Genomic DNA, 25,101 nt, shown 5'->3' on the forward strand with positions numbered 1-25,101 from the left:
TGCCATTTTTTACAGGGCTTTTTTAAGGGGATGGGGCCATGCGCTTTTCCGATCTGACTCAACGTATCGCCGGTGACGGCGCCGCCGCCTGGGACATTCATTACCGTGCATTGGCGCTGCAAGAGCAGGGTGAGGACATTCTGCTGCTGTCAGTTGGCGACCCGGATTTCGACACGCCGGTGCCGATTGTGCAGGCGGCCATCGACAGCCTGTTGTCCGGCAATACCCACTACGCCGACGTACGCGGCAAACGTGCACTGCGTGAAAGCATCGCCCGGCATTACGGCAAACGCAGCGGCCAGCACGTCTCGGCGGAGCAGGTTACTGTGCTCGCCGGGGCGCAATGTGCGTTGTTCTGCGTGGCTCAGTGCGTACTGAATCCAGGCGATGAAGTGATCGTCGCCGAACCGATGTACGTCACCTATGAAGCGGTGTTCGGTGCCTGTGGCGCAGTGGTGATTCCAGTGCCAGCGCGCTCGGAGAACGGTTTTCGGGTACTGCCCGAAGACGTCGCCGCACGCATCACGCCGCGTACTCGGGCGCTGGTGCTCAACAGTCCGCACAACCCGTCGGGCGCCAGTTTGCCGCGCGCCACGTGGCAAGCGTTGGCGCAGCTGTGCATCACCCACGACCTGTGGCTGATTTCCGATGAGGTCTACAGCGAGTTGCTTTACAACGGCGAACACATCAGCCCGGCCAGTCTGCCGGGCATGGCCGAGCGCACCGCAACGCTGAACAGTTTGTCGAAATCCCATGCCATGACCGGCTGGCGCATCGGCTGGTCGATCACGCCACCCGCCCTAGCCGCGCACCTGGAAAACCTGGCGCTGTGCATGCTCTACGGTTTGCCGGATTTCGTGCAGGACGCCGCCGTCGTCGCGCTGGAAAGCAATCTGCCGGAACTGGAAGCGATGCGCGAAGCCTATCGCCAACGTCGCGATCTGGTCTGCGAATGCCTGGCCGACTGCCCCGGCGTGCGCGCCTTGAAACCCGATGGCGGAATGTTCGTGATGGTCGATGTCCGCGACACCGGGCTCAGTGCCCAAGCGTTTGCCGACCGCTTGCTCGACCGTCATGGCGTCTCGGTCCTGGCCGGTGAAGCCTTCGGCCCGAGCGCTGCCGGGCATATCCGACTGGGGCTGGTGTTGGGCGCAGAACCCTTGCGTGATGCCTGCCAACGAATCACCCGTTGCGCCACTGAACTGATGGAAGCCCAAGTCTATGCATAATCACAAGACGCTGTTTATCGATGGCCGCTGGCAAACGCCTTCGGGGCAAGGCATCGCCGAGGTGATCAACCCGGCCACTGAAGAAGTCGCCGGTTCGGTGCCGCTGGGCGATGAGCGCGATGTCGACAACGCGGTGGCCGCCGCGCGCCGGGCGTTCGGTCCATGGTCGCGCACACCGTCAAGCGTTCGCGCCGGTTACCTGCGCGCGCTCGCCGAGCAACTGCACACGCGGGCCGACGAGATGGCCGCGGTGATCACCACTGAACTGGGGATGCCGGTGCAATGGTGTCGCTCGGTTCAGGTCGACGGGCCCATCATCGGCCTGGAGCAATACGTCGAACTCGCCGGCTTGATGGATGAAGTGCGCGAGGTCGGCAATTCGCTGGTGATCCGCGAGGCGGTCGGTGTGTGCGCCTTCATCAACCCGTGGAATTACCCGCTGCATCAACTGATCGGCAAGCTGGCTCCGGCACTGGCCGCCGGTTGCACCGTGGTGGTCAAGCCGAGTCAGGAAACGCCGCTGCACGCCTTTTTGCTGGCGCAGATGATTGAAGCCATCGGCTTGCCGGCGGGGGTGTTCAACCTGGTCAGCGGACCGGGTTCGAAGGTCGGCGAAGCACTGGCCAAACACCCGGACGTGGACATGGTCTCGTTCACCGGCTCCACCGGCGCCGGGGTTCGCGTGGCGCAGGCGGCAGCGCCTTCGGTGAAGCGTGTGTGCCTGGAACTGGGCGGCAAGTCGGCATTGTTGATTGCCGAAGACGCGGACCTTGCTGCCGCGGTGCGCTACGGCGTGCAGGACGTGATGATCAACTCCGGGCAGACCTGCACCGCGTTGACCCGCATGTTGCTGCCCGCCAGTCGTTATGCCGAGGCCGTGGAACTGGCCATCGCCGAAACCCAAAGCCTGCGCATGGGCGATCCGCTGGACCCGCAGAGTTTCCTCGGGCCGATGTGTTCGGCGGCGCAACGGCGCACCGTGCGTGACTACATTCAGGTCGGTCAACAGGAAGGCGCGCGACTGCTGTGTGGCGGCGATACGGCGCACGCCTTCGAGCGCGGTTACTACGTCAGCCCGACGCTGTTCGCCGATGTCGACAACCGCATGCGCATCGCCCAGGAAGAAATCTTCGGTCCGGTGCTGTGCCTGATTCCTTACGCCGATGAAGCGCAAGCGATTCAGATCGCCAACGATTCGCCGTTCGGCTTGTCCAGCGGCGTCTGGGCCGCCAGCACTGAGCGCGCCTTGCACCTTGGGCGTCAGTTGCGCGCCGGGCAGTGCTTTCTCAACGGCGCGGCGTTCAATTATCAGGCGCCGTTCGGTGGCTATAAACAGTCGGGCAATGGCCGGGAATGGGGAGAGGAGGGGCTCAACGAGTTTGTCGAAGTGAAGGCGATCCAGGTGTGACGTGAAGCGTTATCGCCCTCAAATTCAAAACCTGTCAGCGTCTAGGGAATTGCCATGAAAGTATTGATTGTCCACGCCCATCCGGAGCCGAAATCCTTCACCGCCGCACTGCGTGACCAAGCGGTGGCGACACTCGAAGCCCAAGGGCATGAGGTCCAGGTCAGCGACCTGTACGCGATGAACTGGAACCCGGTGGCCAGCGCCGATGACTTTTCCTCGCGGGAAAACCCCGAGTACCTGGTGTATGCGCTGGAGCAACGCCTGGGCGTGAAGAGCCAGTCGCTGGCGCCGGACATCCAGCAAGAGCTCGACAAACTGTTGTGGGCTGACCTGCTGATTCTGAACTTCCCGATTTTCTGGTTCTCGACTCCTGCCATCCTCAAGGGCTGGATTGATCGGGTGCTGGTGTCGGGTATCTGCTACGGCGGCAAGCGCTTTTATGACCAGGGCGGGTTGAGTGGCAAAAAGGCGCTGGTGTCCATCACCTTGGGCGGCCGTGAGCATATGTTCGGTGACGGCGCGATTCACGGTCCGCTGGAAGACATGTTGCGGCCGATCCTGCGCGGCACGCTGGCCTATGTCGGGTTTGACGTGCTGGAGCCGTTCGTGGCCTGGCATGTGCCGTACATCAGCGACGAGGCTCGCAAGGATTTCCTGCAGAGTTTCCAGCAGCGACTGGAACACCTGAGTGATGATCAGCCGATGCAGTTTGCGCGGTTGTCGCAGTTTGATGATGGGTTGTATCCGTTGCCTGGCTAATGGGGGCTTTGACCAGGGTTGAGGGTGTTCTTTCGGCCCTCTTCGCGAGCTCAACCTAAAATGCCGAAGCTGTTCACAGTCGCTGAACAGTTTCGGCATTGGCCTCAGGTTTAGATCTCCTTCACCGGCGTCTCACCCTCGACCCCTTTGATCAACCCGATGGCGTGCAGGCAATCCGCCTTGTTCACATACGACTCGCCACTGGCGATCGTCTCGTGGTTCCCCGCCCTCAAGCGCCAGCGCCATTGTCCTTTTCCGGTGCTCGGCGTGCCTTTGGATTGCCTGTAAATCTCGAAATACATTCTGCTCGCTCCATGCGATGGGTAATTGCGACAACCTGTGTGACGCATCGGGGGCAAGCCTAGCGGAGCTGGCTTTTTTGACCATCAGGCATTTGTTTCCAGGCATTTGAAAATATTTCAGCACGCGCAACCGGGCCGGCGCGAATGGCCAAACCCCCCGCAGTTTCGCCCTTGCATCACCTCCCTCGGTCCTGCTTAATACGACACGGCTCATGGCGTCGATCAGCGGTCGGCGACCTCGGATTGTAGAAAAACCACTATAAAAAAGAGCAATCAATTGACTCATCAGCACGGAACGCAACTGGCCGGGCATTTGCAGCTTTCGCTCGTGATACCGGTATTCAACGAAGCGGCGACCATTGATTTGTTCATCGCGCGGATCACTGACGTCTTCAAGGAAGAAACGCTGGTCAGTCTTGAAATGGTGTTCGTCAACGACGGCAGCACCGACACCACGCTCGACCTGCTGCTGGAACGTCAACAGACCGATTCGCGCCTTCGCGTTGTCGATCTGAGTCGCAATTTCGGCAAGGAAGCGGCCCTGACCGCAGGCTTGCAGACCGCCACCGGCCAGGTGGTGGTGCCGATCGATGTCGATTTGCAGGACCCGCCTGAAGTCATCCTCGAAATGATCGCCCGCTGGCGTGAAGGCTATGAAGTGGTGCTGGGCCATCGTGTGAGTCGCAAGACCGACTCCTGGGCCAAGCAAACCTCGGCCAACTGGTTCTATCGCCTGCACAACAAAATTGCTGAGCAGCACCTTCCGGAAAACGTTGGCGATTTTCGGCTGATGGACCGCTGCGTGGTGGATGCCTTGCAAACCTTGCCCGAGTCCCGGCGCTTCATGAAAGGCCTGTTTGCCTGGGTCGGATTTCGCACCACCTACGTGAACTACGAGCGTCTCGAGCGGGTCGCCGGGGCGAGCAAATTCAACGGCTGGCGCTTGTGGAACTTCGCGCTGGAAGGCATCACCAGTTTCAGCACGGAACCGCTGCGCATCTGGACGTATCTGGGGCTGTTCGTTTCGCTGATCTCTTTTTCGTTCGCCATTTTTATCATCTTGCGCACCTTGATCTCCGGTGTCGATCTGCCGGGTTATGCCTCGCTGATGGTCGCCGTCACTTTTCTCGGCGGCCTGCAATTGATCGGCATCGGCGTGCTGGGTGAATACCTGGGCCGGACCTACATCGAGTCAAAACGCCGCCCGGTGTATCTGGTGCGGCGAGTCTATGACCCCAAGGACTGAACCATGGATCTCAAGGAAACCGACATCCTCGGTTCAAGCATCGACCAGCATTGGTATTACGCCTCCAAAGCGGCGGCCACGACGCGCATGCTGGGCAACACGCCGATCAAAAAGATTCTCGACGTGGGCGCCGGCTCCGGGTTCTTTTCCCACCATTTACTGACGCACTCAGCGGCCCGTGAAGCGTGGTGTGTCGACATCAGCTACGACGCCGATTCGGACGCCACAACTGTCGGTAAACCGGTGCATTACCGTCGCGGCATCGACTCGGTGGACGCCGATCTGGTGCTGCTGATGGACGTGTTGGAACATGTCGATGACGACGTCGAATTGCTCAAGGCCTACGTCGATAAAGTCCCTTCCGGCAGCCGTTTCCTGATGACGGTGCCGGCGTTCCAGTTTCTCTGGAGTGGGCACGATGACTTCCTCGAACACAAGCGCCGCTATACCTTGCCGCAGCTTGAGACAGTGGCTCGGGATGCCGGATTGAACGTGAAGCAGGGGGCTTACTATTTCGGTCTGGTGTTCCCGATTGCCGCCACCCTGCGCTTGCTGCCCAGCGGTGCGCAACCCTCGCCACCGCGTTCGCAGCTCAAGCAGCACCATCCGCTGGTGAATACGATGTTGAAGACGCTGTGCAGCGTCGAACTGCCATTCATGGGCGCGAATCGCCTGGCCGGGCTGACGGTGTTTGTCCTGGCGCAGAAGCCGTGACGTCAGCCGAAAAATCCGCCTTGATCCAGCGTGGCCTGCGTTTTGCCGTGACCGGGTTGTTCGTCACGGCCCTGCACGCGCTGGTGGCCGTGTTGTTCATCAACTACGTGTTGCCTCTGCCGCCCTTGGCCAACGGCGCGGCGTTCGCCGTGGCGACCGTGGTGTCTTACCTGATCAATACCACCTGGAGCTTTTCCGCCCGGCTGCACGGGCAAACGTTGCTGCGCTTCATGATGGTTTCAGTTGCCGGTTTTCTGCTGGCGATGCTGGTGGCCTGGGCCGCGCAAATGGCCGGGCTGCATTATTTGCTGGGGATCGGCGCGGTGGCGCTGACCATTCCGGCCTTCACCTTTGTATTGCATAACTTCTGGACGTATCGATGAAGGATTTCGCTAAACGCCTGCCGCTCAACCTGGTACCCCTGTTGATCGGTGTTGTGGCCTTTTTCCTCGTCGTCGGGCCTAGGGCGCTGAACCCGCTCAACATTGCGTGGCTGGGCAACGGTGACCCGGCGACGCATTATCTGGGCTGGGTGTTTTTCCGACAGTCACCCTGGAGCTTTCCCATCGGGCTCAATCCGTCCTACGGGCTGGAGCTGGGCAACGGCATCATTTTTTCTGATTCCAATCCGCTGCTGGCCTTCCTGTTCAAACCGTTCGCCTCGCTGTTGCCTATGCCTTTTCAGTACTTCGGCCTCTGGTTCCTGACCTGTTTCGTCCTGCAGGCGTGGTTCGCCTGGAAACTGGTCGGGCTGGTGACTTCGCACGTGGGTGTACGGGCCGTGAGTACGGCGTTGTTCCTTTTTGTTCCGCCGATGCTCATGCGCATGCCCTTTCATTTGTCCCTGGGCGGGCATTTTCTGGTGCTGGCCTCGTTGTACCTGGGGCTGCATCCGCAACTGCAGCGTCGACATCTGAAATGGGGCGCGTTGCTGGCGGCGGCCGCGTTGGTCCACGCGTACTTTCTGGCAATGGTTGCAGTGATCTGGATTGCCAATCTCGCTGCCGGTTGGTCCAGGAAAAAACTGACGCTACGGTCGGCGTTAACCGAATTCATCGCGCTGTTTTCGTTGGTCAGCTTCTGCTGTTGGCAGGCGGGCTATTTTTCGGTGGGCGGCGACAGCGCGGTATCCGATGGTTTTGGCATGTACGCCATGAACCTGCTGTCACTGATCGATCCGGGGAACTGGTCCTATTTACTGAAGGATCTGCCCGGTGTTCAAGGGTTCGGTGACGGCGAAGGATTTGCCTTTCTGGGACTTGGGCTGATCGCGCTGGGCATCTGTGCCATGGTCGGTTTACTGCAAGGCGATACCGGCTTCGGGCAACAATTGCGGCGCCGACCCTTTTTACTGTTGGCGATGGTGGGGCTGACTGTTTTCGCGATTTCAAACCATGTGGCTATGGGCTTGCTGGAGTTCACCTATCCGCTGCCGCCGGTGGTGATTTCCATCGCCAACATCTTCCGCGCCTCGGGGCGAATGTTCTGGCCGGTGTACTACGCGATTATCTTCGCCATCATTTTCCTGGTAATTCGCGCCAATACACCACGCACCGCTGTGAGCTTGCTGTCACTGGCGCTACTGATTCAGGTGCTGGACACCCACGCCGGCTGGGTGGCCGTTCGCAAGCAATTGATGGTTGAACCTGCTTCGAAGTGGGCGTCGCCCATGGTCGATCCGTTCTGGGAAAGCGCGGCGGCCCATTACAAGAACATTCGCTGGATCGTTCCACAGAATCTCTCCCCTCACTGGATGGCGTTGGCTGATTTTGCCGGTGCCCATGGCATGGCAACGAATGCGGTTTACCTTGGGCGAATGGATGCTGCCAATTGGAAACGCGCCGACCGGGAGACTGCTGGGGTAATGGCGTCTGGAAAGTATGATGCCGACACGTTGTACCTGCTGGATGAGCGTGCGCTGCTTCAGGCCGTGATGAACGTTGATACCCAAAAGGATCTGTTTACCCGAATAGACGGATTTACGGTGCTTGCACCGGGATGGAAACAATGCGGTGCTTGCTTGCAGATGAACACGCCAGTTAACCCGCTCGCGGTGATACCCGCCCTTGAAACCGGACAAAAAACGCTATTCAGTTACGGCAGCAAGGGGAGAGCGTTTCTGGCCAGGGGCTGGTCCGATTCCGAGCTCTGGGGCACCTGGTCCGAAGGTCCCGACGCCGAAGTCATGTTCCGGGTACCGGTGCCCGTGCATTCCTTGCGTCTGGAGGCCACGGCGTTTCTCCCTCCCGGGCATGCTGGCCAAAGTGTTGTCATCAGCATCAACGGCATTGCGGCTTTGAAGACCCAACTTCAGCAGGCCGATGGCAACATTGTCGATGTGCGCCTCACCACCGAAATGCAAGAACGGGTGTCGAGTCAGGGTGTATTGAGTTTGCACATGCAGTTCGCCGACGCCGTCAGCCCGAAACAGTTCGGGATAGGCGAGGACGCCCGACAACTCGCATTCGGATTGAAGACCCTGACGGTCAATTGAGAGCCGACGCACGTAGACGCCCCCGTCGCGCCTTTCTACACTGCCTGAAGTGTTGAAGAGCGGGGGCAAGGAATGAATCGCAACGAACTGCGCAAGGCTGACATCAACCTGATGGTGGTGTTCGAAACGTTGATGCTTGAGCGCAATGTCACGCGGGTGGCGGAGAAGCTGTTTCTCGGCCAGCCGACCATCAGTTCCGCGCTTAACCGCTTGCGGACGATGTTCAACGATCCGCTGTTCATTCGGGTCGGCCATCGCATGGAACCGACGGCGAGGGCCGAGGAGATCATTCTGCACCTGTCGCCGGCGCTGGATTCGTTGTCGGTGGCCTTGAGCCTGACCCACGATTTCGACCCGGCCAGCAGCACCATGACCTTTCGCATCGGGCTGTCGGACGATGTCGAGTTCGGCCTGCTGCCGCCGCTGCTGCGCGCTTTGCGCCAGGAAGCGCCGAAGGTGGTGTTTGTGGTTCAGCATGTCGATTACTGGCGCATTCCCGACTTGCTGGCCTCCGGCGATATCACGGTCGGCATCAGCCAGACTCGCGGCTTGCCGGCCAACGCCAAGCGCAAGTTGTTGCGGCACATCCAGCCGAGCATTTTGCGCGCCGATGCCTCGGACACCCCGCTGACCCTCGATGAATATTGCGCCCGCCCGCACGTGTTGGTGTCGCACACCGCCAACGTCAGCGGCTATGCCGATGAATGGCTGGCGGAGATCGGCCGCACGCGTCAGGTCGTGCTGTCGGTGCCGCAATACAGTTCGTTGCCGGCCCTGCTCGCCGGCACCGACCTCATCGCCAGCCTGCCGGATTACACTGCCGAGGCGATGGCGGCCTCAGGGCAACTGTTTAAGGAACCCTTTCCGTTCAAGACGCCGACGCTGGACCTGTCCATGGTCTGGCTCAGTCATGTCGATACCGATCAGGCCGAACGCTGGTGGCGCTCACGGTTGGAGGCGTTCATGAGTGAGCGTCTTGAGTCGCCGATCTGAAATTTGCCAGGCAGGGTCGCTGACTCATTCGGACCGATAGTTTAGTGATCAAGCCACCGGAATATGGATGTCCCGTGACTGACACTTTTCCCCTATTTGCAGCTTTTGATCCTCGGTGTACGGCTGCCCCTGCCGATCAATCAGATAGAACACCTCGAATAGATACTGTTTACCGCCCTGGCTGACGCAACGAAATGAAGTGTTGGGTGGAAACAGCGCTTTTAATGAGTCCAGATCCAGCGATTTACCCTGAAACTGGGTGAAGTCCGGATTGTATTTGACCGCGCTACGCAAATTCACAAAGTCCTCGAAATATTGTATTTGGCTGGTGCCATAGCAAGTGCCATGTTTCTTCCATTCGTGTTTCATCAGGTATTCGGGCGATTCGGTGACAATTTTAGAAAAAACCTTATCGGCCATTGCCTGGTCCTGGACTGTTTTGGACAGTTCGCAAACCGCCCCGGTCTGATCACACCCCACTGACTTGGTACAAAAGGAAGGGTGGCGATTGGCCGATTGGTCAGTGCTGTTGTAATAAGCCCAGATGCCGTGGGTGTAGAAGAGGTTTTTCGGTTTGTCGCAGCCTGCAGTGGCTGGCTTCAACATGCAAAATGTTGGCTGCCAAGTGACGGCATAGGCGAGGTAGTCAAATTTGGCGCTAGGTACTGCCTCCATGCTTTCTTCACCTGGATCCAGAGCGTGAGCGCAGAGAGAAATAGCAGACAGGGCCATTGAGGCATAAAGACGGTTCATGGTGTTCGATCCTTGAAACTGTATGTTTTCGGATTACCTCCTCACTGCTTGAGAGGACGCTTGCAGTGTCAGCGTCATGATCAATCAACGGCACACTTCTAATTTCAGACCTGATCTGGAAACACTAGTACAGTACGGGGCATTGGGAGATCCAAGTGGATGTACGGCTAGCGTCGCCACCCCTTTGTTTGAGTACTGCAATTTAATCAGGAGCCAAACCATGCCCCACCTGCACATGGAATACACCGCCAACCTGCCCGAGCTGAACGCCGACGTGGCGTTGATTCGGCTCAACAATGCATTGGTGGCTTCCGGTCAGTTTGCTGCGGAGTTCGACATCAAGAGCCGCGCGGTGAAGGTCGAGACCTTCAAGGTCGGCACGGCGATGGGGGAGCGGGCGTTTGTGCATGTGAAGCTGGCGCTGCTGAGCGGTCGCCCGCCGCAGATCAAACAGCAGTTGTCCGAAAGCCTGCTGACCGTGGTGCAGGAGCTGTGTGAATGGCCGACGGGGGTTGAAGTCCAGTTGTGCGTGGAGATCCTCGACATCGATCGAGAGTCCTACACCAAGACGGCCATCGGCCACTGAGTTTCAGGCCATTTCCTGCTCGGCGCAGGCCATGATCACTTGCTCGCGCAGCCAGGTGTTGGCGCTGTCCTGATCGACGCTTTGACTCCACAGCATGTCCAGGGTGAAACCCGGCAGGCCGTTGGGTGCTTCGCAGTGATTGAAGATCGCCTCGTTGGCCAGCAATTGCTGGAGGCGACGGGGCAATGTCAGGATGAAATCGGTGCCGGTGATCATTTTCAGCGCTGCGCTGTAGCTGTTGGAGCGCGCGACAATCTGCCGTTTGTGCGCCTGTCGCGCCAGCCAGCCATCGACCATGTTGGTGGTGGACGTCCACGGCGTCGGAAACACATGCCGGCGTTCGACAAACGCTTTCAGGCTTAAACGTGGCTCCAATGGTGTGGCGCGTTTGTCGAAGACGCAGACCAGGTCATCTTCCAGCAGCAGCCGGGATTTGAAGTCGGTGTGGCTGCGATGAAAATGCGGGCCGAAGCAAATCACCAGATCGAGGCTGCCATCGCGCAGGTCTTCGGTCGGGATATCGGTTTCGAACTTGTGCATGTTGACCATCACCGGCAGGTCGGCGAAATCGAAGCTTTTCAACAGGCGCGGCAGGATCAACTGCTCGAAGTATTCCGGCGCGCAGACATTGAACGTGACCGGTTGCAAGGTCGGATCGAACGCGTGAGCGCCGGCGTGGCAGAGGTTGATGCTTTCGAGGATCTTCAGCACATGCGGGTACATGGTGCTGGCTTTGTACGTGGGGCGCATACCCGTGCGGGTATTGATGAATAACTCGTCTTCAAAACTGGTGCGCAGTTTTTTCAGGCAGTAACTCACGGTGGACTGGCTGACGCAGAGCGCCTCCGACACACCGGTGACGCTGCTTTGCTCATACACGGCGACAAACACCATGAGGTCCTGCATATCGAGCTTTCTAAGCAAGTTACTGTTCAGCATCCGTTCCGTCTCGCTGTGCTCCTTGCGCTGACTGTGCGCAAACGTGTACGAATGATCCTAACGGAACGATGGTGCCAGGAGAATGCCCTGTAGGACGTTTCATGGTCGGTTGTGGGACAGAAAATGTTACGAACACGACGTGTGAATTTAATCCCACAAATCATGGCCGAAGGCCTTTACCCCTGAACGACGGCAGGCACCGCACGGCGGCTCGACATCAGCAGCGCCAACAGGCCGATGTGAGCGGCGGTGAATCCGGAGGATCTCAGGGGGGCGGTTGCGGGTCAGTGAATGTGTCGGGCGTAATGCCGCGGATTGAAGCGCAGGGCCATCAGAATCATCAGCGCCATGACACCGGTCAGGCACCACCAGGCCCATTCGAAACTGCCCAACTGATCGCGGACCATCCCGGCCATCAGCGGCGACAGGCCGGCGATCAGGTAGCCGATGCCTTGTACGAAGGCCGTCAGCCCACCGGCGCGTTGCGGGTTGTCGAGGTGATCCAGCGACACAATCAGGCTCATCGGGAACAGGCCGCCAATGCCCAATCCCAGCAGGCATGGCCAGAGCAGGCTGAAGTGTTGCGGGCTGAGGATCAGCCCGCAGAAACCGGCCATGATCAGCGCCAGCAACACCACCAGCACCAGGCGCCGGTCACGGCTGCGGTTGGCGATGGCGGGGGTTATCAGCCCGGACAACACTTCCATGGCCGTCAAAAAGCCCAGCAGCAAACCGGCATTCTGTTCGCTCCAACCCTTTCCCACGTAGTAGGGCGCCAACCAGGCCAGCACACAGGTGTAGGACGCGGTGCCCAAACCGAAGAAGATTGCGAGTAACCAGGCGCGGGAATTGGCGAAGAAGGATGTCTTTCGTGGTGCCTGCGCCTTCAGTGTCGGTGCCTTCTGGCGTCCGGCCGTCCAGAACAGCAATGCCACCAGGGCCAGCACCGCCCAGATTGCCAGCCCCACCCGCCAACTGCCGGTGCGGGTCATCACCAGGGGTGCAAACGATGCCGCTATCGCCGCACCGCCCATGATCGACGTCACGTAGAGCCCCATGCACACGGCAACGTTGTCGCTGAAGCGGGATTTGATCAGGGCCGGCATCAAGGCCTGGATCAGCGCAATCCCCATGCCGGCCAGCATGGCGCTGAGGATCAGTTCGACTGCGGAGTCCACGAACAACCGCGACACCGTGGCCAAGCCAATGATCAGCAGCGATATCACCACCGTGCGCTGTTCACCGAGGCGTTGGCTGATGCTCAGGCCAAAGAACATCGCCAGGCCCATGGCCATGACGGGCAGCATGGTCAGCAGCGAGGCCAGGCTGAAATTCAACGGGATGTCCCCGCGAATACCCGACAGCAACGGCCCGACGGCCGCCATCGACGGCCGCAGGTTCAGGCCGACAAGAATGATGCTGACCATCAGCCAGAGGGCAGGGCGGGAAGTGGCGCGAACGTTTTCCATCAATCGGACCTTGAATAATCAGGAGCCGATTAGGCGCGCGAGGTCTGAAGGCCGCAAATCAGATAGTCCGTAGTGGTATTTAAAAATTAAATACCTGCGCCACAACACAGTCCCCCTGTGGGAGCGGGCTTGCTCGCGAAAGCGGTGTGTCAGTCGACACATCTGCTGCCTGACACACCGCCTTCGCGAGCAAGCCCGCTCCCACAGGGATGGTGAGTGAGTCACGGATGATTGTTTAGTCAGCCCACACCCAAAGTTCGTCAAATCCCGATTTAACGACCTGACCGCCCGTGTGACGCTGCTCATCTGTTTCCTGCGGTCATTTCTATGGACGGTTGCCCCGTCGCACTTCCCTCCGAATTAGCCTTCTGGGCGCTATGGCACTGTCGCCACGCGCGCCCACCGGATTCCTGCCTTTCCCGTTGATTCTTCTGACAGGTCCCGCGCTGTGCGTCGGGACCAAACCGGCAGCGCCTGCGCGTTTGCCTGACGCGGAACAAGAGAACTTCCATGAGCAGTGCCACAACCTCTTTCGCCACCAAGCAAGAAGCCCTGACCTTTCTGGAACAGAACCCGGATATCGAGATGTTCGAGTTGTTCATCCTCGACAACAACGGCGTGCCTCGGGGCAAGTTGCTGCATCGCGATGAACTGCTGGCGGTGTATGAAAGCGGGCGGCCGTTGCCGAGCACCATTCTCGGCCTGACCATCAACGGTGACGACGTGGAAAACTCGGGCCTGGTCTGGGATGTCGGCGACATCGATTGCCGGGCGTACCCGATCAGCGGCAGTTTGACGCGCATGCCATGGCGGTTGATTCCGACGGCGGCGGTGCAGGTCAGCATGCATCCGAAGGAAGGCATGCCCGCGACGATTGCCGACCCTCGGCACCTGCTGGCGAAGGTGATCGAAGGCTTGCAGGCCGACGGTTATTACCCGGTGATGGCGGCGGAGCTGGAGTTCTATTTGCTCGATCAGCAGCGCGACAGCAACGGTCGGCCGCAACCGGCGCGGGACGTCGATGGCGGGCGACCGCGTTCGACGCAAGTTTACGGATTGCGTGAGCTGGAGCAGATCGAGCCGTTTCTGGCGGATCTCTACAGTGCCTGCAAATTGCAGGGCATTCCGGCGCGCACGGCGATATCCGAATACGCACCGGGGCAAGTGGAAATCACCCTCGAACACCGCACCGACGCCCTGCAGGCGATGGATGAAGCGGTGCGCTACAAACGGCTGGTCAAAGGCGTCGCGCACAAACACGGGATGGCCGCCTGCTTTATGGCCAAACCGTTCGATGACCTGGCGGGCACCGGTATGCACATGCACGTCAGCCTGGCGGACAAGAACGGCAACAACCTGTTCGCCAGCGAGTCCCCGGACGGCACGCCGCTGCTCAAACACGCGGTCGGCGGCATGCTCAGTACCTTGCTCGATTCGTTGCTGCTGTTCTGCCCGAACGCCAACTCTTACCGTCGATTCCAGACCAACAGTTACGCGCCGCTGGCAGCGACCTGGGGCGTCGACAACCGCACCGTGAGTTTGCGGGTTCCCGGCGGGCCGGCATTCTCCCGGCACATCGAGCACCGCATCTGCGGCGCCGACGCCAACCCGTATCTGGCGGCCGCGGCAATTCTGGCCGGCATCCATCGCGGCATTCGCGAACAACTCGACCCGGGCGCACCCGTGGAAGGCAATGGTTACGCCCAGGCCACGGAGTTGTTGCCAACCGATTGGCTGACCACGTTGCGGGCGCTGGAAGGTTCGAACTGGGCGCGGGAGGCGTTCGGCGGTGAATTCCTCGGCGTGTACCTGGCGGTGAAACGCGCCGAGTATCGGCAGTTCATGGGCGAGGTCGGCGAGCAGGATTGGCGTTGGTATTTGCATCAGGCCTGAACAAAAGCTGAACCATTCTCAAATAAGTTAAAAGTGTCGATCTAATACCTGGAGCCAACTAATCGTTGGCGTCTTTTTCACAAAAAATTGATGGTTGGCTGCCTAAAGTTGGTGCGGTCACGGTAAATGAAATTTTCACATTTACTGAGGGCACCTCTTTTCAGGAACAGCCAATCATTATGTTGAAGTTCAAACCTGTGCGCCCGGAATGGGTGACACTGATTGCCAGCGCCTTTCTTTTAACGGGCTTTAACTTTGTGCTCTGGCAACACCTGTTTGATATCACCGCTGCGGACGGTAAAGGCATCGTCATGCGCGTCGCGTTCGGCGTGATGATTCTGGCGGCCTTCAACATTGTGCTGACTCTTCTGGCGTTCCGGCGCGTGATGAAGCCGGTCTTGATCCTGATCTTTATGATCAGCGCTGGCGTGGCGTACTTTATGAGTCAATACGGTATTCTGATGGACATCGGCATGTTGCGCAACTTTGCGCAAACCAACGCGACGGAAGTGCGTGATTTACTGTCCTTGAAGTTGTTTGTTTATATCCTTTTGCTGGGTGTTTTTCCCTCCTGGCTGTTGTGGAAGGTTCCGGTTAATTATCGCCGCTGGCACCGTGAACTACTAAGTAAGGCCCTGGTGAGTGTCGCTTCGGTTGCAGTAATCGGTGGCATCGCGCTGGTTAATTATCAGGGTTTATCCTCGTTGTTTCGCAATCACCATGAACTGCGCCTGATGGTGGTGCCGAGTAACTACATCGGTGCGGCGTTCGGTTTCCTGCGTGAGCAAGTCGTCTCCGCCCGGCAGCCCTTCGTCAAGGTCGGTGAAGATGCCCAGCGAAATCCCGCCTGGCAGACCCACAGCCGTAAATCCCTGACGGTGTTGGTCGTCGGCGAAAGTGCCCGGGCCGAGAACTTCGGCATCCTCGGTTACGACCGAGACACCACGCCCAAACTGGACAAGGAAGCCGGGCTGATTGCGTTCACCGATGTGCATTCCTGCGGCACGGAAACGGCCGTGTCGGTGCCGTGCATGTTCTCGGACATGGGCCGCAAGAATTACAACGCCGGCAAGGCGAAGAATGCAGAGGGCCTGCTGGACGTGCTCAAACGCGCCGGTCTTGAGGTGATCTGGCGTGACAATCAATCAGGCTGTAAAAGTACTTGCGACCGGGTCACCCTCGACGACGTCAGCAATCTCAAGGACCCGGTGCTGTGCGCCAACAGTGAATGCCGCGACGAAATTCTCCTGCAAGGTTTGCAGCACTTCATCGACACGCTGGATAAAGACACCGTGCTGGTCCTGCACCAGATGGGCAGCCATGGCCCGGAATACTACAAGCGCTATCCGAAAGAGTACGAGCGCTTCACGCCCGTCTGTGAAAGTAACGCACTGAATAATTGCAGCCGCGAAAGTATCGTCAATGGCTACGACAACACGCTGGTGTATACCGACCACGTGCTGTCGACCCTGATCGATCTGTTGCGCAGCAATCAGGACAAAGTCGATACCGCCATGCTGTACCTGTCGGATCACGGCGAATCCCTGGGCGAATACAACTTGTTCCTCCACGGCACGCCTTACATGCTGGCTCCGGATCAGCAGAAGCATGTGGCGATGTTGGCGTGGTTCTCCGACAGCTACCAAAAGTCGTTCTCGGTGGACACCCATTGTCTGCAACTGAGCCGCGACAAGCCCCTGAGCCAGGACAACCTGTTCCATTCGATGCTCGGTCTGCTGGAGGTCAACAGCAAGGTCTACAACCAGGATCTGGACATGTTCGCCGGTTGCCGCGGGGCCGTGATCGACGGTGTGTTGGCCAAAGAGTAAGCGTTTCGACCTTTTTTTCACGTACCGGTGGTTAACCTGCGGCTGGTACCTATTCCTACAAGAGCCATTGCACATGTCCGCGCAGCCCCCATCCGCCATCGAGCTTGAGTTCGCCCGGCGCTACGATCAGGAACACAGCCGCGTCTGCCTTCAGCCGCGACCGCGTGGCCTGGCGGGGCGCTTGACCTTCTGGCGCGATGAGCAGTTGGTGCGTAACGCGCTCAAGGTCGCCGGCGAGCCGGGCTTGATGCTTGATGTGGCCTGTGGTGCCGGGCGCTTCTGGCCGGTGTTGGCCGAGCACGCGAACCGCGTGATTCTTGCGTCCGATCATTCGCAGGACATGCTCAATCACGCCCAGACTCACCATTCGCAGAGCGTGCTCCAGCGGATCAAGACATTCCAGAGTTCGGCCTTCACCCTCGGTTTGTCGGCGAGCGCGGTCGACAGCATTTTTTGCATGCAACTGTTTCAGCACATCACCAGTCCGGACCATCGATTGGCCCTGCTTAAAGAGTTCCACCGTGTGAGTCGCGATACCGTGATTGTGGCGGTACGGGTCGATGCGCATTTCAAACTCCGCCGACCAGGCGCAGCGGGCACTAACCCCCGGCAGCTGGCAGACAAGGCCCAGGTCGAAGCCGAATTCAGGCAGGCGGGTTTCCGCTTGCTCAGTCACCAGGACTTTCTGCCCGGTTGTGCACGGATGCGGGTCTACGTGCTGCGTAAGGCCAGTTAACCTCCGCTTGTCAGACATTTCGTGCCGTCTGGCAGGTCTTTTCGCTAAAGCTCTTGTTCAGTGGATGCGCGGAAATCGCCGGGGGCGATATATACTGCGCGCCATTCTTCAAGGGAGAGCCGTGTGGCCATCGATATTCACTGGATTCGCGACAACGATAGCCTCGGTCAGTTTTGCGCCGAGTGGCAGCAGTTGCCATTCGTTGCCCTCGACACCGAATTCATGCGGGTCGACACCTTTTATCCGATTGCAGGCCTGCTGCAGATCGGCGATGGCGTACGCGCTTACCTGATTGACCCACTGACCATCGACAACTGGAAGCCTTTGGCCGCGTTGCTGGAAAACCCGGCCGTGGTCAAAGTCGTCCATGCGTGCAGCGAAGACCTCGAAGTGTTGCTGCGCCTGACCGGCAGCCTGCCGGCGCCGCTGTTCGATACGCAACTGGCCGCCGCCTACCTGAACCTCGGCTTCTCGATGGGTTATTCGCGGTTGGTGCAGGAAGTGCTCGGTATCGACCTGCCCAAGGGCGAGACCCGTTCCGACTGGTTGCAACGTCCGCTTTCCGATACGCAAATCAGCTATGCCGCTGAAGATGCGCTGCATCTGGCAGAAGTTTTCGTACAACTGCGTCCGAAGCTTTCCGATGACAAGTACAACTGGGTCCTGGAGGACGGCGCCGAGCTGGTGGCCAACTTGCGCCGCGAGATCGATCCGTACGAGGTCTATCGCGAAGCCAAACTGGCCTGGAAGCTCTCCCGCGCCCAGCTCGCCGTGTTGCGTGAACTCTGCGCCTGGCGTGAACGCGAAGCCCGCGCCCGTGACCTGCCGCGCAATCGCATCGTGCGTGAGCATTCGCTGTGGCCGTTGGCGCGCACGCAGCCCGACAACCTCGGAGCACTGGCGAAAATCGAAGACATGCACCCGCGTACCGTGCGTCAGGACGGCGAATTTCTGCTTGATCTGATCAAGCGCTCTGGCAGTGTGTCGCCAGATCAATGGCCGCCCGCCGTGCCGGAGCCATTGCCGGTAGACGCCGCCACCCTGGTCAAACAGCTGCGTGCGATCGGCCAGGCCGAAGCCGAGCGCCTGAACATCGCGCCGGAGCTGATGCTGCGCAAGAAAACCCTGGAAGCGCTGCTCAAGAGCGGCTACCCCAATGGTCCTTACCAATTGCCTGATTCGCTGCGTGGCTGGCGCCGCGAATTGATGGGCCAGGCGCTGCTCGACAGCCTGGCCACCGCCGGAGAACAGCCTTGAAACGTATTTGCTCCATCTACCGAAGCCTGAAGAAAAACGAGATGTACCTCTATGTGCTCAAAAGCGATGCACTGGAGCGTGTTCCGGAAAGTCTGATGGCCGCCTTCGGCAAACCTCATCATGCTTTCGATCTGGTGCTGACCCCCGAGCGCAAACTGTCGCGCGAGGACATCGCCGTGGTCCTGGAAAACCTTGAGAAGCAGGGCTACCACCTGCAAATGCCACCGGCCGAAGACGAATACATCGAACACTTGCCGGAAGAGTTGCTGCGACGTAACGACCCGATGTGATCGGCAGACAGGCTCTGTCAGAGTCTGTGTGAAACACTGGAATGATTTTGGCGATGGCCAGGGCGACGGAGTGATACTCCTTCGACGGCCGTCTGCACTGTTTTCGAAAGGTTTGAACCATGCGCGTTCTGATTGCTGAACACGACCACCCTGTGTACGCCCAACTGTTGCGTCAGGCTGCGCCTGATCTGGAAGTGCTGACCAGCGGCGACTCCGCAGAATTGGCCAGCCAGGCGGCCGACTGCCCGATCTGGCTGGGCCAGCCGGACCTGTTGGCGAACCTGTTGCGCCAAGGCCACCAGCCACAATGGCTGCAATCGACATGGGCCGGCATTACGCCGCTGCTGGCCGACGGTTTGCGCCGTGATTATCGCCTGACGCGTGCGGTAGGGATTTTTGGTCAGGTCATGGCCGAATACGTCCTGACCTACATGCTCGGCCACGAGCGCGAAGTGCTGGCGCGGCTGGTCAGCCAGGTCGAGCGCAAGTGGGACAGTCGTCAGGGCCAAAGCCTGGCGGGACGCAAAGTGTTGATCGTCGGCACCGGTGACATCGGCCAGACCGTGGCGAAGTTCCTTGTGCCATTTGGCGTCGAGTTGTACGGCATCGCCAGCGAAGCCCGGGAGCAGGCGCCGTTTGTTGAAGTCGGCGCTATGGCAGACTTGCCGCGCCTGGTCGGTGAAGTGGATTTCGTCATCAATCTGCTGCCCAACACCCCCAATACCCATGACTTGTACGATGCTGCGCTGTTCAAGCAGTTCAAGCCGACCGGGTTGTTCATCAACGTCGGGCGGGGCGTGGCCGTGGTCGACGCGGACCTGGTGGAAGCCTTGAAAGAAGGGCATCTGGCGGGCGCAGTGATCGACGTCTGCCGCCAGGAACCGCTGCCGCAGCGTCATCCGTTCTGGACAGCCTGGGGCTTGCTGCTGACCGGCCACAGCTCGGCACCGACCTCGCCATCGATGATGGTGAACCTGTTTGTCGAAAACCTGCGGGCGTATCAGGCAGGAGAAGCGTTGCGCGGGGAAGTGGACTTCAACCGCGGCTACTGAGCCCACCACTGATCGTTCCCACGCTCTGCGTGGGAATGCCGCCGGGGACGCTCCGCGTTCCGCTTTGGATGTGACGCGGAGCGTCACGGGATGCATTCCCACGCAGAGCGTGGGAACGATCAGGTTCAGCGCTTAGAGAGTAAAGTCGCCTTCGGCCGCCAGTTCGCTCAGCGGGCGACGCGGGCTTGGTTCTTCGCGGGCTTGCAGGTAATCGGCCAGCGTTGCCTTGTCGCCCAGTTTGCCCACGGCCACCGCTGCGTGCAGCGCATAACCTTCAGGGATGTTCAGCTCCTTGCGGGTCAGGTCCTGGTCGAAACCGGCCATGCCGTGGGTGTGCCAGCCGCTGATGCTCGCTTGCAGTGCCAGGTGGCCCCAGGCCGAACCGGTGTCGAAGGTGTGCCACAGGGCCGGGGTTTCTTCGGTGGCGCCGGGTACGGCGAAGGTGGTTTTCGAGATCACAATCACCAGCGCCGAGGCGTGTTGCGCCCAGCCGCGATTGAATTCATTCAGCAGGCCCAGGAAGCGCTCCCAGTTCGGCGTATCACGACGCGCGTAGAGAAACCGCCAAGGTTGCGAGTTGTAGGCCGATGGCGCCCAGCGTGCGGCTTCGAAGAAGCTCAGCAAGGTTTCTTCGGCAATGGTTTCGCCGGTGAAGGCGCGGGGCGACCAGCGATCGGTGAACTGAGGGTGGATCGCATAATCGGCAACGCGTGGATTTGCACTCATCAAGAGATTCCTTGCTTCGTCTGAAAGTGAGGGTCGCCTGAAACCTGCGGGCGCAGTTGAGCTGAGCGCTAAGGTTTTCCAGAGCCGGGCAGTTCACCTGAATGCAACGCGGTTGAGCGTTAATGGCATTTGGGCATGGCTCCTTGCGACTGGCAAAGCTACGTGGCGGCGCAATAACTGACAAGCCCCGTTCTACCGGCAGTCGCCAATGCTTGGCCCGCAAGGGCCTTGGCACTAGACTGGCGGCCTTTTCACCACCTGATGTCGATGCTCGAACCATGGCCGCCAAAGTCGAACCGTTCTGGATACGCAAAACCCTCGATCAACTCGATTCACAAGAGTGGGAATCGCTGTGCGACGGCTGTGGCCTGTGCTGCCTGCAAAAGCTTGAAGATGAAGACGACAATTCCGTCTATTACACGCGCATCGCCTGCAAACTGCTGGACCTGAACACCTGTCAGTGCACCGACTACCCGAACCGCCGGGACTTCGTCCCCGATTGCATCCAGCTCACGCCGGGCAAGGCTGACGAGTTCAAATGGCTGCCGCCGACCTGCGGTTATCGCCTGGTCAGTGAAGGCAAGGACCTGCCACTCTGGCATCACTTGGTGTGCGGTGATCGCGATGCGGTGCACCACGAACGTATTTCCCAATCCGGGCGCATGCTCGCCGAAGGCAGCGTGGCCGAAGATGACTGGGAAGATCATCTGATTTTCCGGGCAGGTTAGCTTTACAAGGAGTGTGTATGGCTGTGGGATTGCGGCTGTTGCTGACCGTTGGGCTATTGGCCCTGAGTTCGTCCGTGTGGGCGGCGAAGAAGGTCGATCTGGATTACCACGTGCGCCTGTTGCCGCAAAGCGATCAGGCCGAAGTGCGACTGACGCTGGCCCAGGGCTCGGCGGTGCGCAGTCTGGATTTCGATCTGGGCGACGGCAGCCACTACAGCGACTTCAAGGCCGACGGCCAATGGCAGCTCACGCCGGGCGAGCAGAAGCGCGGGGTTTGGCGTCCGGCCACTGACAAGGCCAGCCTGACCTACCGCGTGCGCATCAGCCATGGGCGCAAGAGCGGCAGCTTCGATACGCGCATGACCCCGACCTGGGCGCTGATGCGCGGTGACGACCTGGTGCCACCGGCCAAACTCGATCAGCAGGACGGCATCGAGCTGGTATCACGCCTTGAATTCGAATTGCCCAGCGGCTGGAAAAGCGTCGAAACCGCCTGGCCGCGAATCGGCAAGAACAAATTCCGCATTGATAACGCCTCTCGACTGTTCGACCGGCCCGTGGGCTGGATGCTCGCCGGCCACCTCGGCAGCCGTCGCACCAGGCTTGGGGAAACCGAAGTCACCGTCGCCTCGCCCCAAGGCCAGGGCATGCGCCGCATGGACGTGCTGACGCTGCTGACCTTTGTCTGGCCGCAGGTGCAAGCGGTGTTCCCGCGTCATCCCACCAAACTGTTGATCGTCGGCGCCAATGACCCGATGTGGCGCGGCAGCCTGGCCGCGCGGGAATCGATCTATCTGAACACGCGTCTGCCGCTGGTCAGCGAAAGCGGCACCAGCGCGGTGGTGCGTGAACTGGCGCAGGTGTTCGCGCGGATCAACGACAAGCAGCGCAGTGACTGGATCAGCGAAGGGTTTGCCGAGTACTACGCCATCGAACTGGTGCGCCGCGCCGGTGGCATGAGTGATGAGCGGTATGAAAGTTTGCACGGCAAGTTGATCAAGGACAGCCAGAAAGTCACCACGTTGCGTGGCGAACAGGTGAGCCCGGCTCAGGTGTCGAAAGCGGTGTTGTTACTGCAGGAACTGGATCGCGAGATTCGCTTGAAGACCCGCAACAAACGGTCGCTGGATGATGTGTTGCGTGGGGCGATGCACCTGGAAAGTGTGGATACCAAGGAATTTGTGCAACTCGCGGAAAGCGTGATTGGCGAGTCTTCCAAAGTCCTCGACACCGAGTTGCTTCAGTAACGCCGCCTTCGCGGGCAAGCCTCGCTCCTACAGGGTTTTGTGGCATACGCAACGCGTGTGATCAAGCCAATCCAGTAGGAGCGAGGATTGCCCGCGAAGAGGCCGTCAGCCTCTCCGCAACATCTGGATCAAACCCCGGTTTTAGGCGATTTCAACGAATCATTGCCCGTCACCGTAGCGGTATTGGTCGCCGCCTCGGCGTTCGCCTTCAACGTGCTCAACTCTTCCCCGGCCCGCTCGATCCTTGCCCGAACGTTGTTCATGTCCTGACGGCTTTTCTCCAGCAGGCTTTTCGCCGAGCTGTGCCCGGTAATCCCGCGAGCCAGCGCCACACCGCCAATCGCCACTTGAATCAACCCGAAAATGCCGCCGCGACGCAGGCCCTTGCCCATCATCAGCACACCACCGGCGAGAGAGCCGACGCGTTCCCAGCCGTGAACGTTTTGTTCGGAATGAGTCTGAAACGGGGTGGATTCGATGCGTTCTACGCGTTTGAGTTCGCTCATGATCTGTCTCCAGGCAGGAATGACTGCTTCAACAATAGATAGTTAAGCTGACTGCCGGAGCCGTCGGCTTGTTCCATCGAATGTGCGGTGATTCAGCGGAATTTTGCCCCGGAACGGGTATTGAGTCCCTTGGACATGCGGTCGTAGAGCACGACGTTGACCGTGGCGGCCAGGTTCATGCAACCGGTGGTCGGGATGTAGACCACGTCTTCGCACCAGTCGCGAATCTCTTGATCCAGCGAACCGTCTTCCGGGCCGAAGATGTACAGCGCACGATCCGGGTGGGTGTATTCGGGGAGCGAACGGGCGCCTTCGACCAGCTCCACTGCGACGGGGACGCAGCCTAATGGCAGGATTTTCTTCAAATCGTCGATGCCGATCAGCGGGATGTCGTAGTGGACGCGCTTGGTGTCGGTCACGAAGTCGGCGGCACGTTCATACCGCTTGCCGGTGTAGAACACGGACGCCACGCCATAGCAGCCGGCGGCGCGCATCACCGAGCCAACGTTTTCCGGTGATTTGGGGTTATACAAACCAATGCAGCTGTACCGTTTGTCTGCCACGAGCGGGGTGCCTTCGGGAAAAAACGACGATTATACGGGGATTGGGGGAGGGGAGTCAGATTGTAGATTGGTGGTGACTGGGAGATTGTCTTCGCGGGCAAGCCTCGCTCCTACAGGTACAGAGTCGATCACCATCTGGTGAACGACACCGATCCGTAGGAGCGAGGCTTGCCCGCGAAGAGGCCAGTCCAGCCACTGAAAACCTTCAGTCTTCTTTCTTCATCAACCCAGCCAACGCCGCAAACGGGTTATGCGTGGCCTTGGCGATTTTCGGCGTGCTCAGCGAGCCTTCGTGAAAATACTGCTGGTCGGTATACCGCGAGTGTTCGTTGTCGTGGCAATACAGGCACAACAATTCCCAGTTCGAGCCGTCTTGCGGGTTGTTGTCATGGTTGTGGTCGCGGTGGTGCACGGTCAGTTCGCTCAGGCGCTTGCCGGAGAACTCGCGGGCGCAGCGGCCGCACACGTGCGGGTACATCTTCAGGGCTTTGTCGCGGTAACCCATTTCCTTGTCGCGCTGATTGTCGGCAAGGATGCGGTCCAGTTTCGACGTGTTGGTCGGAGGCGTTGACGAACTCATGGGTTCACCTTTGTAAAAGACTAATGACGGTTATGAACGAAGTTTAGCTCAGCCCTTGAGCTTCTCGGCAATCCAGATGGTGTGGCGCGTGCCTTTGTTGCCGTGGGCGAACACCTGGACTTCCTCGGCCTTGAAACCAGCCTTCTTCAATTTGTCGGAAAATTGCTTGTCGGCGCTGGCCGACCACACCGCCAACACGCCTTTGGGCCGCAGGGCCTTGGCGCAAGCGCTCAGGCCACCGGCGGAGTAAAGCCAGCTGTTGGCCCGTTGGGTCAGGCCTTCGGGGCCGTTGTCGACGTCGAGCATAATGGCGTCGAAGCCTTGTGGCTCGGCTTGCAGCACTTTGGCCACGTCTTCCATGCGAATCACGGTGCGCGGGTCTCCCAGCGGATTGCCGGCTTTCTCCCCCAACGGCCCGCGATTCCACTCCACCACGCCGGGCACCAACTCGGCGACCACCACTTCAGCGGTCTTGCCCAAATGCTTGAGGGCCGAAGCGAGGGTGAAACCCATGCCCAGACCGCCGATCAGCACCCGTGAGTTCGGCCGGCCGGCCACCTTGCGGCAAGGGATCTCGGCCAGGGCATCTTCGGAACCGTGCATGCGGGTGTTCATCAACTGCCCGCCGTCGCCGCCCTGGATCTTGATGACGAAATCCTCGCCATACTCGAACAGGCACAAGGCGCCGCCGTTTTCAGGGATAGGGGCGGTGTCGAGCAGAACGAAACGTTTCATGGAAATCTCAAATTGGGGGAAGGCAAACAGAGGCAGTTGGGAGTAGCCTGCCAATGACAACAAGGCC

The 25,101-nt window shown here is 59.5% G+C and carries 26 protein-coding genes; 17 read left to right on the plus strand and 9 right to left on the minus strand.

Translation table 11 applies throughout. The annotated features are described in order from the left end of the window. Positions 1-38 precede the first annotated feature (38 nt). Genes EYC95_RS11175 through EYC95_RS11185 form a run of 3 tightly spaced genes read left to right on the plus strand, consistent with a single transcriptional unit; the run spans position 39 to position 3,396 of the window. A complete protein-coding gene (locus EYC95_RS11175) occupies positions 39-1,229 on the plus strand; it encodes a pyridoxal phosphate-dependent aminotransferase (RefSeq protein ID WP_131060393.1) in 1,191 nt (396 codons plus the stop codon). Beyond that, entirely contained in the window at positions 1,222-2,637 is a 1,416-nt protein-coding gene (locus EYC95_RS11180; protein WP_131060394.1) for an aldehyde dehydrogenase family protein, read from the plus strand. Before EYC95_RS11175 ends, EYC95_RS11180 begins: the two co-directional genes overlap by 8 nt. A gap of 54 nt (positions 2,638-2,691) precedes the next feature. Further along, on the plus strand, positions 2,692-3,396 hold the full coding sequence (locus tag EYC95_RS11185; RefSeq protein WP_131060395.1) for an NAD(P)H-dependent oxidoreductase: 705 nt from the start codon (positions 2,692-2,694) through the stop codon (positions 3,394-3,396). A 110-nt stretch (positions 3,397-3,506) separates the two neighbouring features. Here EYC95_RS11185 and EYC95_RS11190 read toward each other — a convergent pair whose 3' ends face one another. Further along, positions 3,507-3,698: a DUF1508 domain-containing protein gene (locus tag EYC95_RS11190; RefSeq protein ID WP_010462174.1), complete on the minus strand. Its 192-nt coding sequence runs from the start codon at positions 3,696-3,698 to the stop codon at positions 3,507-3,509. A gap of 277 nt (positions 3,699-3,975) precedes the next feature. On the opposite strand from EYC95_RS11190, the gene EYC95_RS11195 reads away from it, so the two are divergent. From EYC95_RS11195 to EYC95_RS11215, 5 genes are all read left to right on the plus strand, one after another. Next, entirely contained in the window at positions 3,976-4,944 is a 969-nt protein-coding gene (locus EYC95_RS11195; protein WP_131060396.1) for a glycosyltransferase family 2 protein, read from the plus strand. 3 nt (positions 4,945-4,947) lie between these two features. Beyond that, complete coding sequence (locus tag EYC95_RS11200) at positions 4,948-5,658, plus strand: bifunctional 2-polyprenyl-6-hydroxyphenol methylase/3-demethylubiquinol 3-O-methyltransferase UbiG (protein ID WP_131060397.1); 711 nt, start codon at positions 4,948-4,950, stop codon at positions 5,656-5,658. After that, the gene (locus EYC95_RS11205; RefSeq protein WP_131060398.1) at positions 5,655-6,041 is read left to right on the plus strand and encodes a GtrA family protein; all 387 of its coding nucleotides are present in this window, start codon (positions 5,655-5,657) and stop codon (positions 6,039-6,041) included. The genes EYC95_RS11200 and EYC95_RS11205 overlap by 4 nt, the downstream gene beginning before the upstream one ends. Then, positions 6,038-8,152, plus strand: a complete 2,115-nt coding sequence (locus tag EYC95_RS11210; RefSeq protein WP_131060399.1) for a DUF6311 domain-containing protein — start codon at positions 6,038-6,040, stop codon at positions 8,150-8,152. Before EYC95_RS11205 ends, EYC95_RS11210 begins: the two co-directional genes overlap by 4 nt. A 72-nt stretch (positions 8,153-8,224) precedes the next feature. After that, positions 8,225-9,145, plus strand: coding sequence for a LysR substrate-binding domain-containing protein (locus tag EYC95_RS11215; protein WP_131060400.1), 921 nt, complete (start codon positions 8,225-8,227; stop codon positions 9,143-9,145). 48 nt (positions 9,146-9,193) lie between these two features. Here EYC95_RS11215 and EYC95_RS11220 read toward each other — a convergent pair whose 3' ends face one another. Then, positions 9,194-9,898 (minus strand): ribonuclease, encoded by a 705-nt coding sequence (locus EYC95_RS11220; RefSeq protein ID WP_131060401.1) that lies wholly within the window; start codon positions 9,896-9,898, stop codon positions 9,194-9,196. A 220-nt stretch (positions 9,899-10,118) separates the two neighbouring features. Here EYC95_RS11220 and EYC95_RS11225 point away from each other — a divergent pair, with 220 nt between their 5' ends. Continuing rightward, positions 10,119-10,484: a 5-carboxymethyl-2-hydroxymuconate Delta-isomerase gene (locus EYC95_RS11225; protein ID WP_131060402.1), complete on the plus strand. Its 366-nt coding sequence runs from the start codon at positions 10,119-10,121 to the stop codon at positions 10,482-10,484. 3 nt (positions 10,485-10,487) lie between these two features. On the opposite strand, the gene EYC95_RS11230 is transcribed toward EYC95_RS11225, so the two are convergent. Next, a complete protein-coding gene (locus tag EYC95_RS11230; RefSeq protein WP_131060403.1) occupies positions 10,488-11,423 on the minus strand; it encodes a LysR family transcriptional regulator in 936 nt (311 codons plus the stop codon). Between the two features lie 284 nt (positions 11,424-11,707). Next, on the minus strand, positions 11,708-12,892 hold the full coding sequence (locus EYC95_RS11235) for a cyanate transporter (RefSeq protein WP_131060404.1): 1,185 nt from the start codon (positions 12,890-12,892) through the stop codon (positions 11,708-11,710). A gap of 510 nt (positions 12,893-13,402) precedes the next feature. On the opposite strand from EYC95_RS11235, the gene EYC95_RS11245 reads away from it, so the two are divergent. The 6 genes from EYC95_RS11245 (at position 13,403) to EYC95_RS11270 (ending at position 19,949) form a co-directional block, all read left to right on the plus strand. Further along, the gene (locus EYC95_RS11245; protein WP_131060405.1) at positions 13,403-14,785 is read left to right on the plus strand and encodes a glutamine synthetase family protein; all 1,383 of its coding nucleotides are present in this window, start codon (positions 13,403-13,405) and stop codon (positions 14,783-14,785) included. Positions 14,786-14,964: 179 nt separating this feature from the next. Further along, entirely contained in the window at positions 14,965-16,614 is a 1,650-nt protein-coding gene (locus tag EYC95_RS11250; RefSeq protein WP_131060406.1) for a phosphoethanolamine transferase, read from the plus strand. Between the two features lie 73 nt (positions 16,615-16,687). Then, the gene (locus EYC95_RS11255) at positions 16,688-17,350 is read left to right on the plus strand and encodes a class I SAM-dependent methyltransferase (RefSeq protein ID WP_131060407.1); all 663 of its coding nucleotides are present in this window, start codon (positions 16,688-16,690) and stop codon (positions 17,348-17,350) included. A 123-nt stretch (positions 17,351-17,473) separates the two neighbouring features. After that, on the plus strand, positions 17,474-18,607 hold the full coding sequence (gene rnd / locus EYC95_RS11260; protein WP_131060408.1) for a ribonuclease D: 1,134 nt from the start codon (positions 17,474-17,476) through the stop codon (positions 18,605-18,607). Then, positions 18,604-18,897 (plus strand): YcgL domain-containing protein, encoded by a 294-nt coding sequence (locus tag EYC95_RS11265; RefSeq protein ID WP_131060409.1) that lies wholly within the window; start codon positions 18,604-18,606, stop codon positions 18,895-18,897. Before rnd ends, EYC95_RS11265 begins: the two co-directional genes overlap by 4 nt. 119 nt (positions 18,898-19,016) lie before the next feature. Further along, positions 19,017-19,949 (plus strand): D-2-hydroxyacid dehydrogenase, encoded by a 933-nt coding sequence (locus EYC95_RS11270; RefSeq protein ID WP_131060410.1) that lies wholly within the window; start codon positions 19,017-19,019, stop codon positions 19,947-19,949. 132 nt (positions 19,950-20,081) lie between these two features. Here EYC95_RS11270 and EYC95_RS11275 read toward each other — a convergent pair whose 3' ends face one another. Next, a complete protein-coding gene (locus EYC95_RS11275) occupies positions 20,082-20,675 on the minus strand; it encodes a nitroreductase family protein (protein ID WP_131060411.1) in 594 nt (197 codons plus the stop codon). Between the two features lie 278 nt (positions 20,676-20,953). Here EYC95_RS11275 and EYC95_RS11280 point away from each other — a divergent pair, with 278 nt between their 5' ends. Together EYC95_RS11280 and EYC95_RS11285 are read left to right on the plus strand one after the other, a co-directional pair. Then, on the plus strand, positions 20,954-21,403 hold the full coding sequence (locus tag EYC95_RS11280) for a YcgN family cysteine cluster protein (RefSeq protein WP_131060412.1): 450 nt from the start codon (positions 20,954-20,956) through the stop codon (positions 21,401-21,403). 17 nt (positions 21,404-21,420) lie between these two features. Then, entirely contained in the window at positions 21,421-22,650 is a 1,230-nt protein-coding gene (locus EYC95_RS11285; RefSeq protein WP_131060413.1) for a hypothetical protein, read from the plus strand. A 128-nt stretch (positions 22,651-22,778) separates the two neighbouring features. On the opposite strand, the gene EYC95_RS11290 is transcribed toward EYC95_RS11285, so the two are convergent. The 4 genes from EYC95_RS11290 to EYC95_RS11305 form a co-directional block, all read right to left on the minus strand. Beyond that, a complete protein-coding gene (locus EYC95_RS11290) occupies positions 22,779-23,156 on the minus strand; it encodes a DUF2892 domain-containing protein (protein WP_131060414.1) in 378 nt (125 codons plus the stop codon). A gap of 92 nt (positions 23,157-23,248) precedes the next feature. After that, positions 23,249-23,719, minus strand: a complete 471-nt coding sequence (locus EYC95_RS11295) for an RNA methyltransferase (RefSeq protein WP_131060415.1) — start codon at positions 23,717-23,719, stop codon at positions 23,249-23,251. Between the two features lie 205 nt (positions 23,720-23,924). Next, positions 23,925-24,299, minus strand: a complete 375-nt coding sequence (locus tag EYC95_RS11300; RefSeq protein ID WP_131060416.1) for a YajD family HNH nuclease — start codon at positions 24,297-24,299, stop codon at positions 23,925-23,927. Positions 24,300-24,347: 48 nt separating this feature from the next. Then, positions 24,348-25,034 carry a spermidine synthase gene (locus EYC95_RS11305; RefSeq protein WP_131060417.1) on the minus strand — a complete coding sequence of 229 codons (687 nt, stop codon included), beginning with the start codon at positions 25,032-25,034 and terminating at the stop codon, positions 24,348-24,350. Positions 25,035-25,101: the final 67 nt, after the last annotated feature.

It is taken from the genome of Pseudomonas sp. BGI-2 (genome assembly GCF_004310295.1).
Classification (GTDB): domain Bacteria; phylum Pseudomonadota; class Gammaproteobacteria; order Pseudomonadales; family Pseudomonadaceae; genus Aquipseudomonas.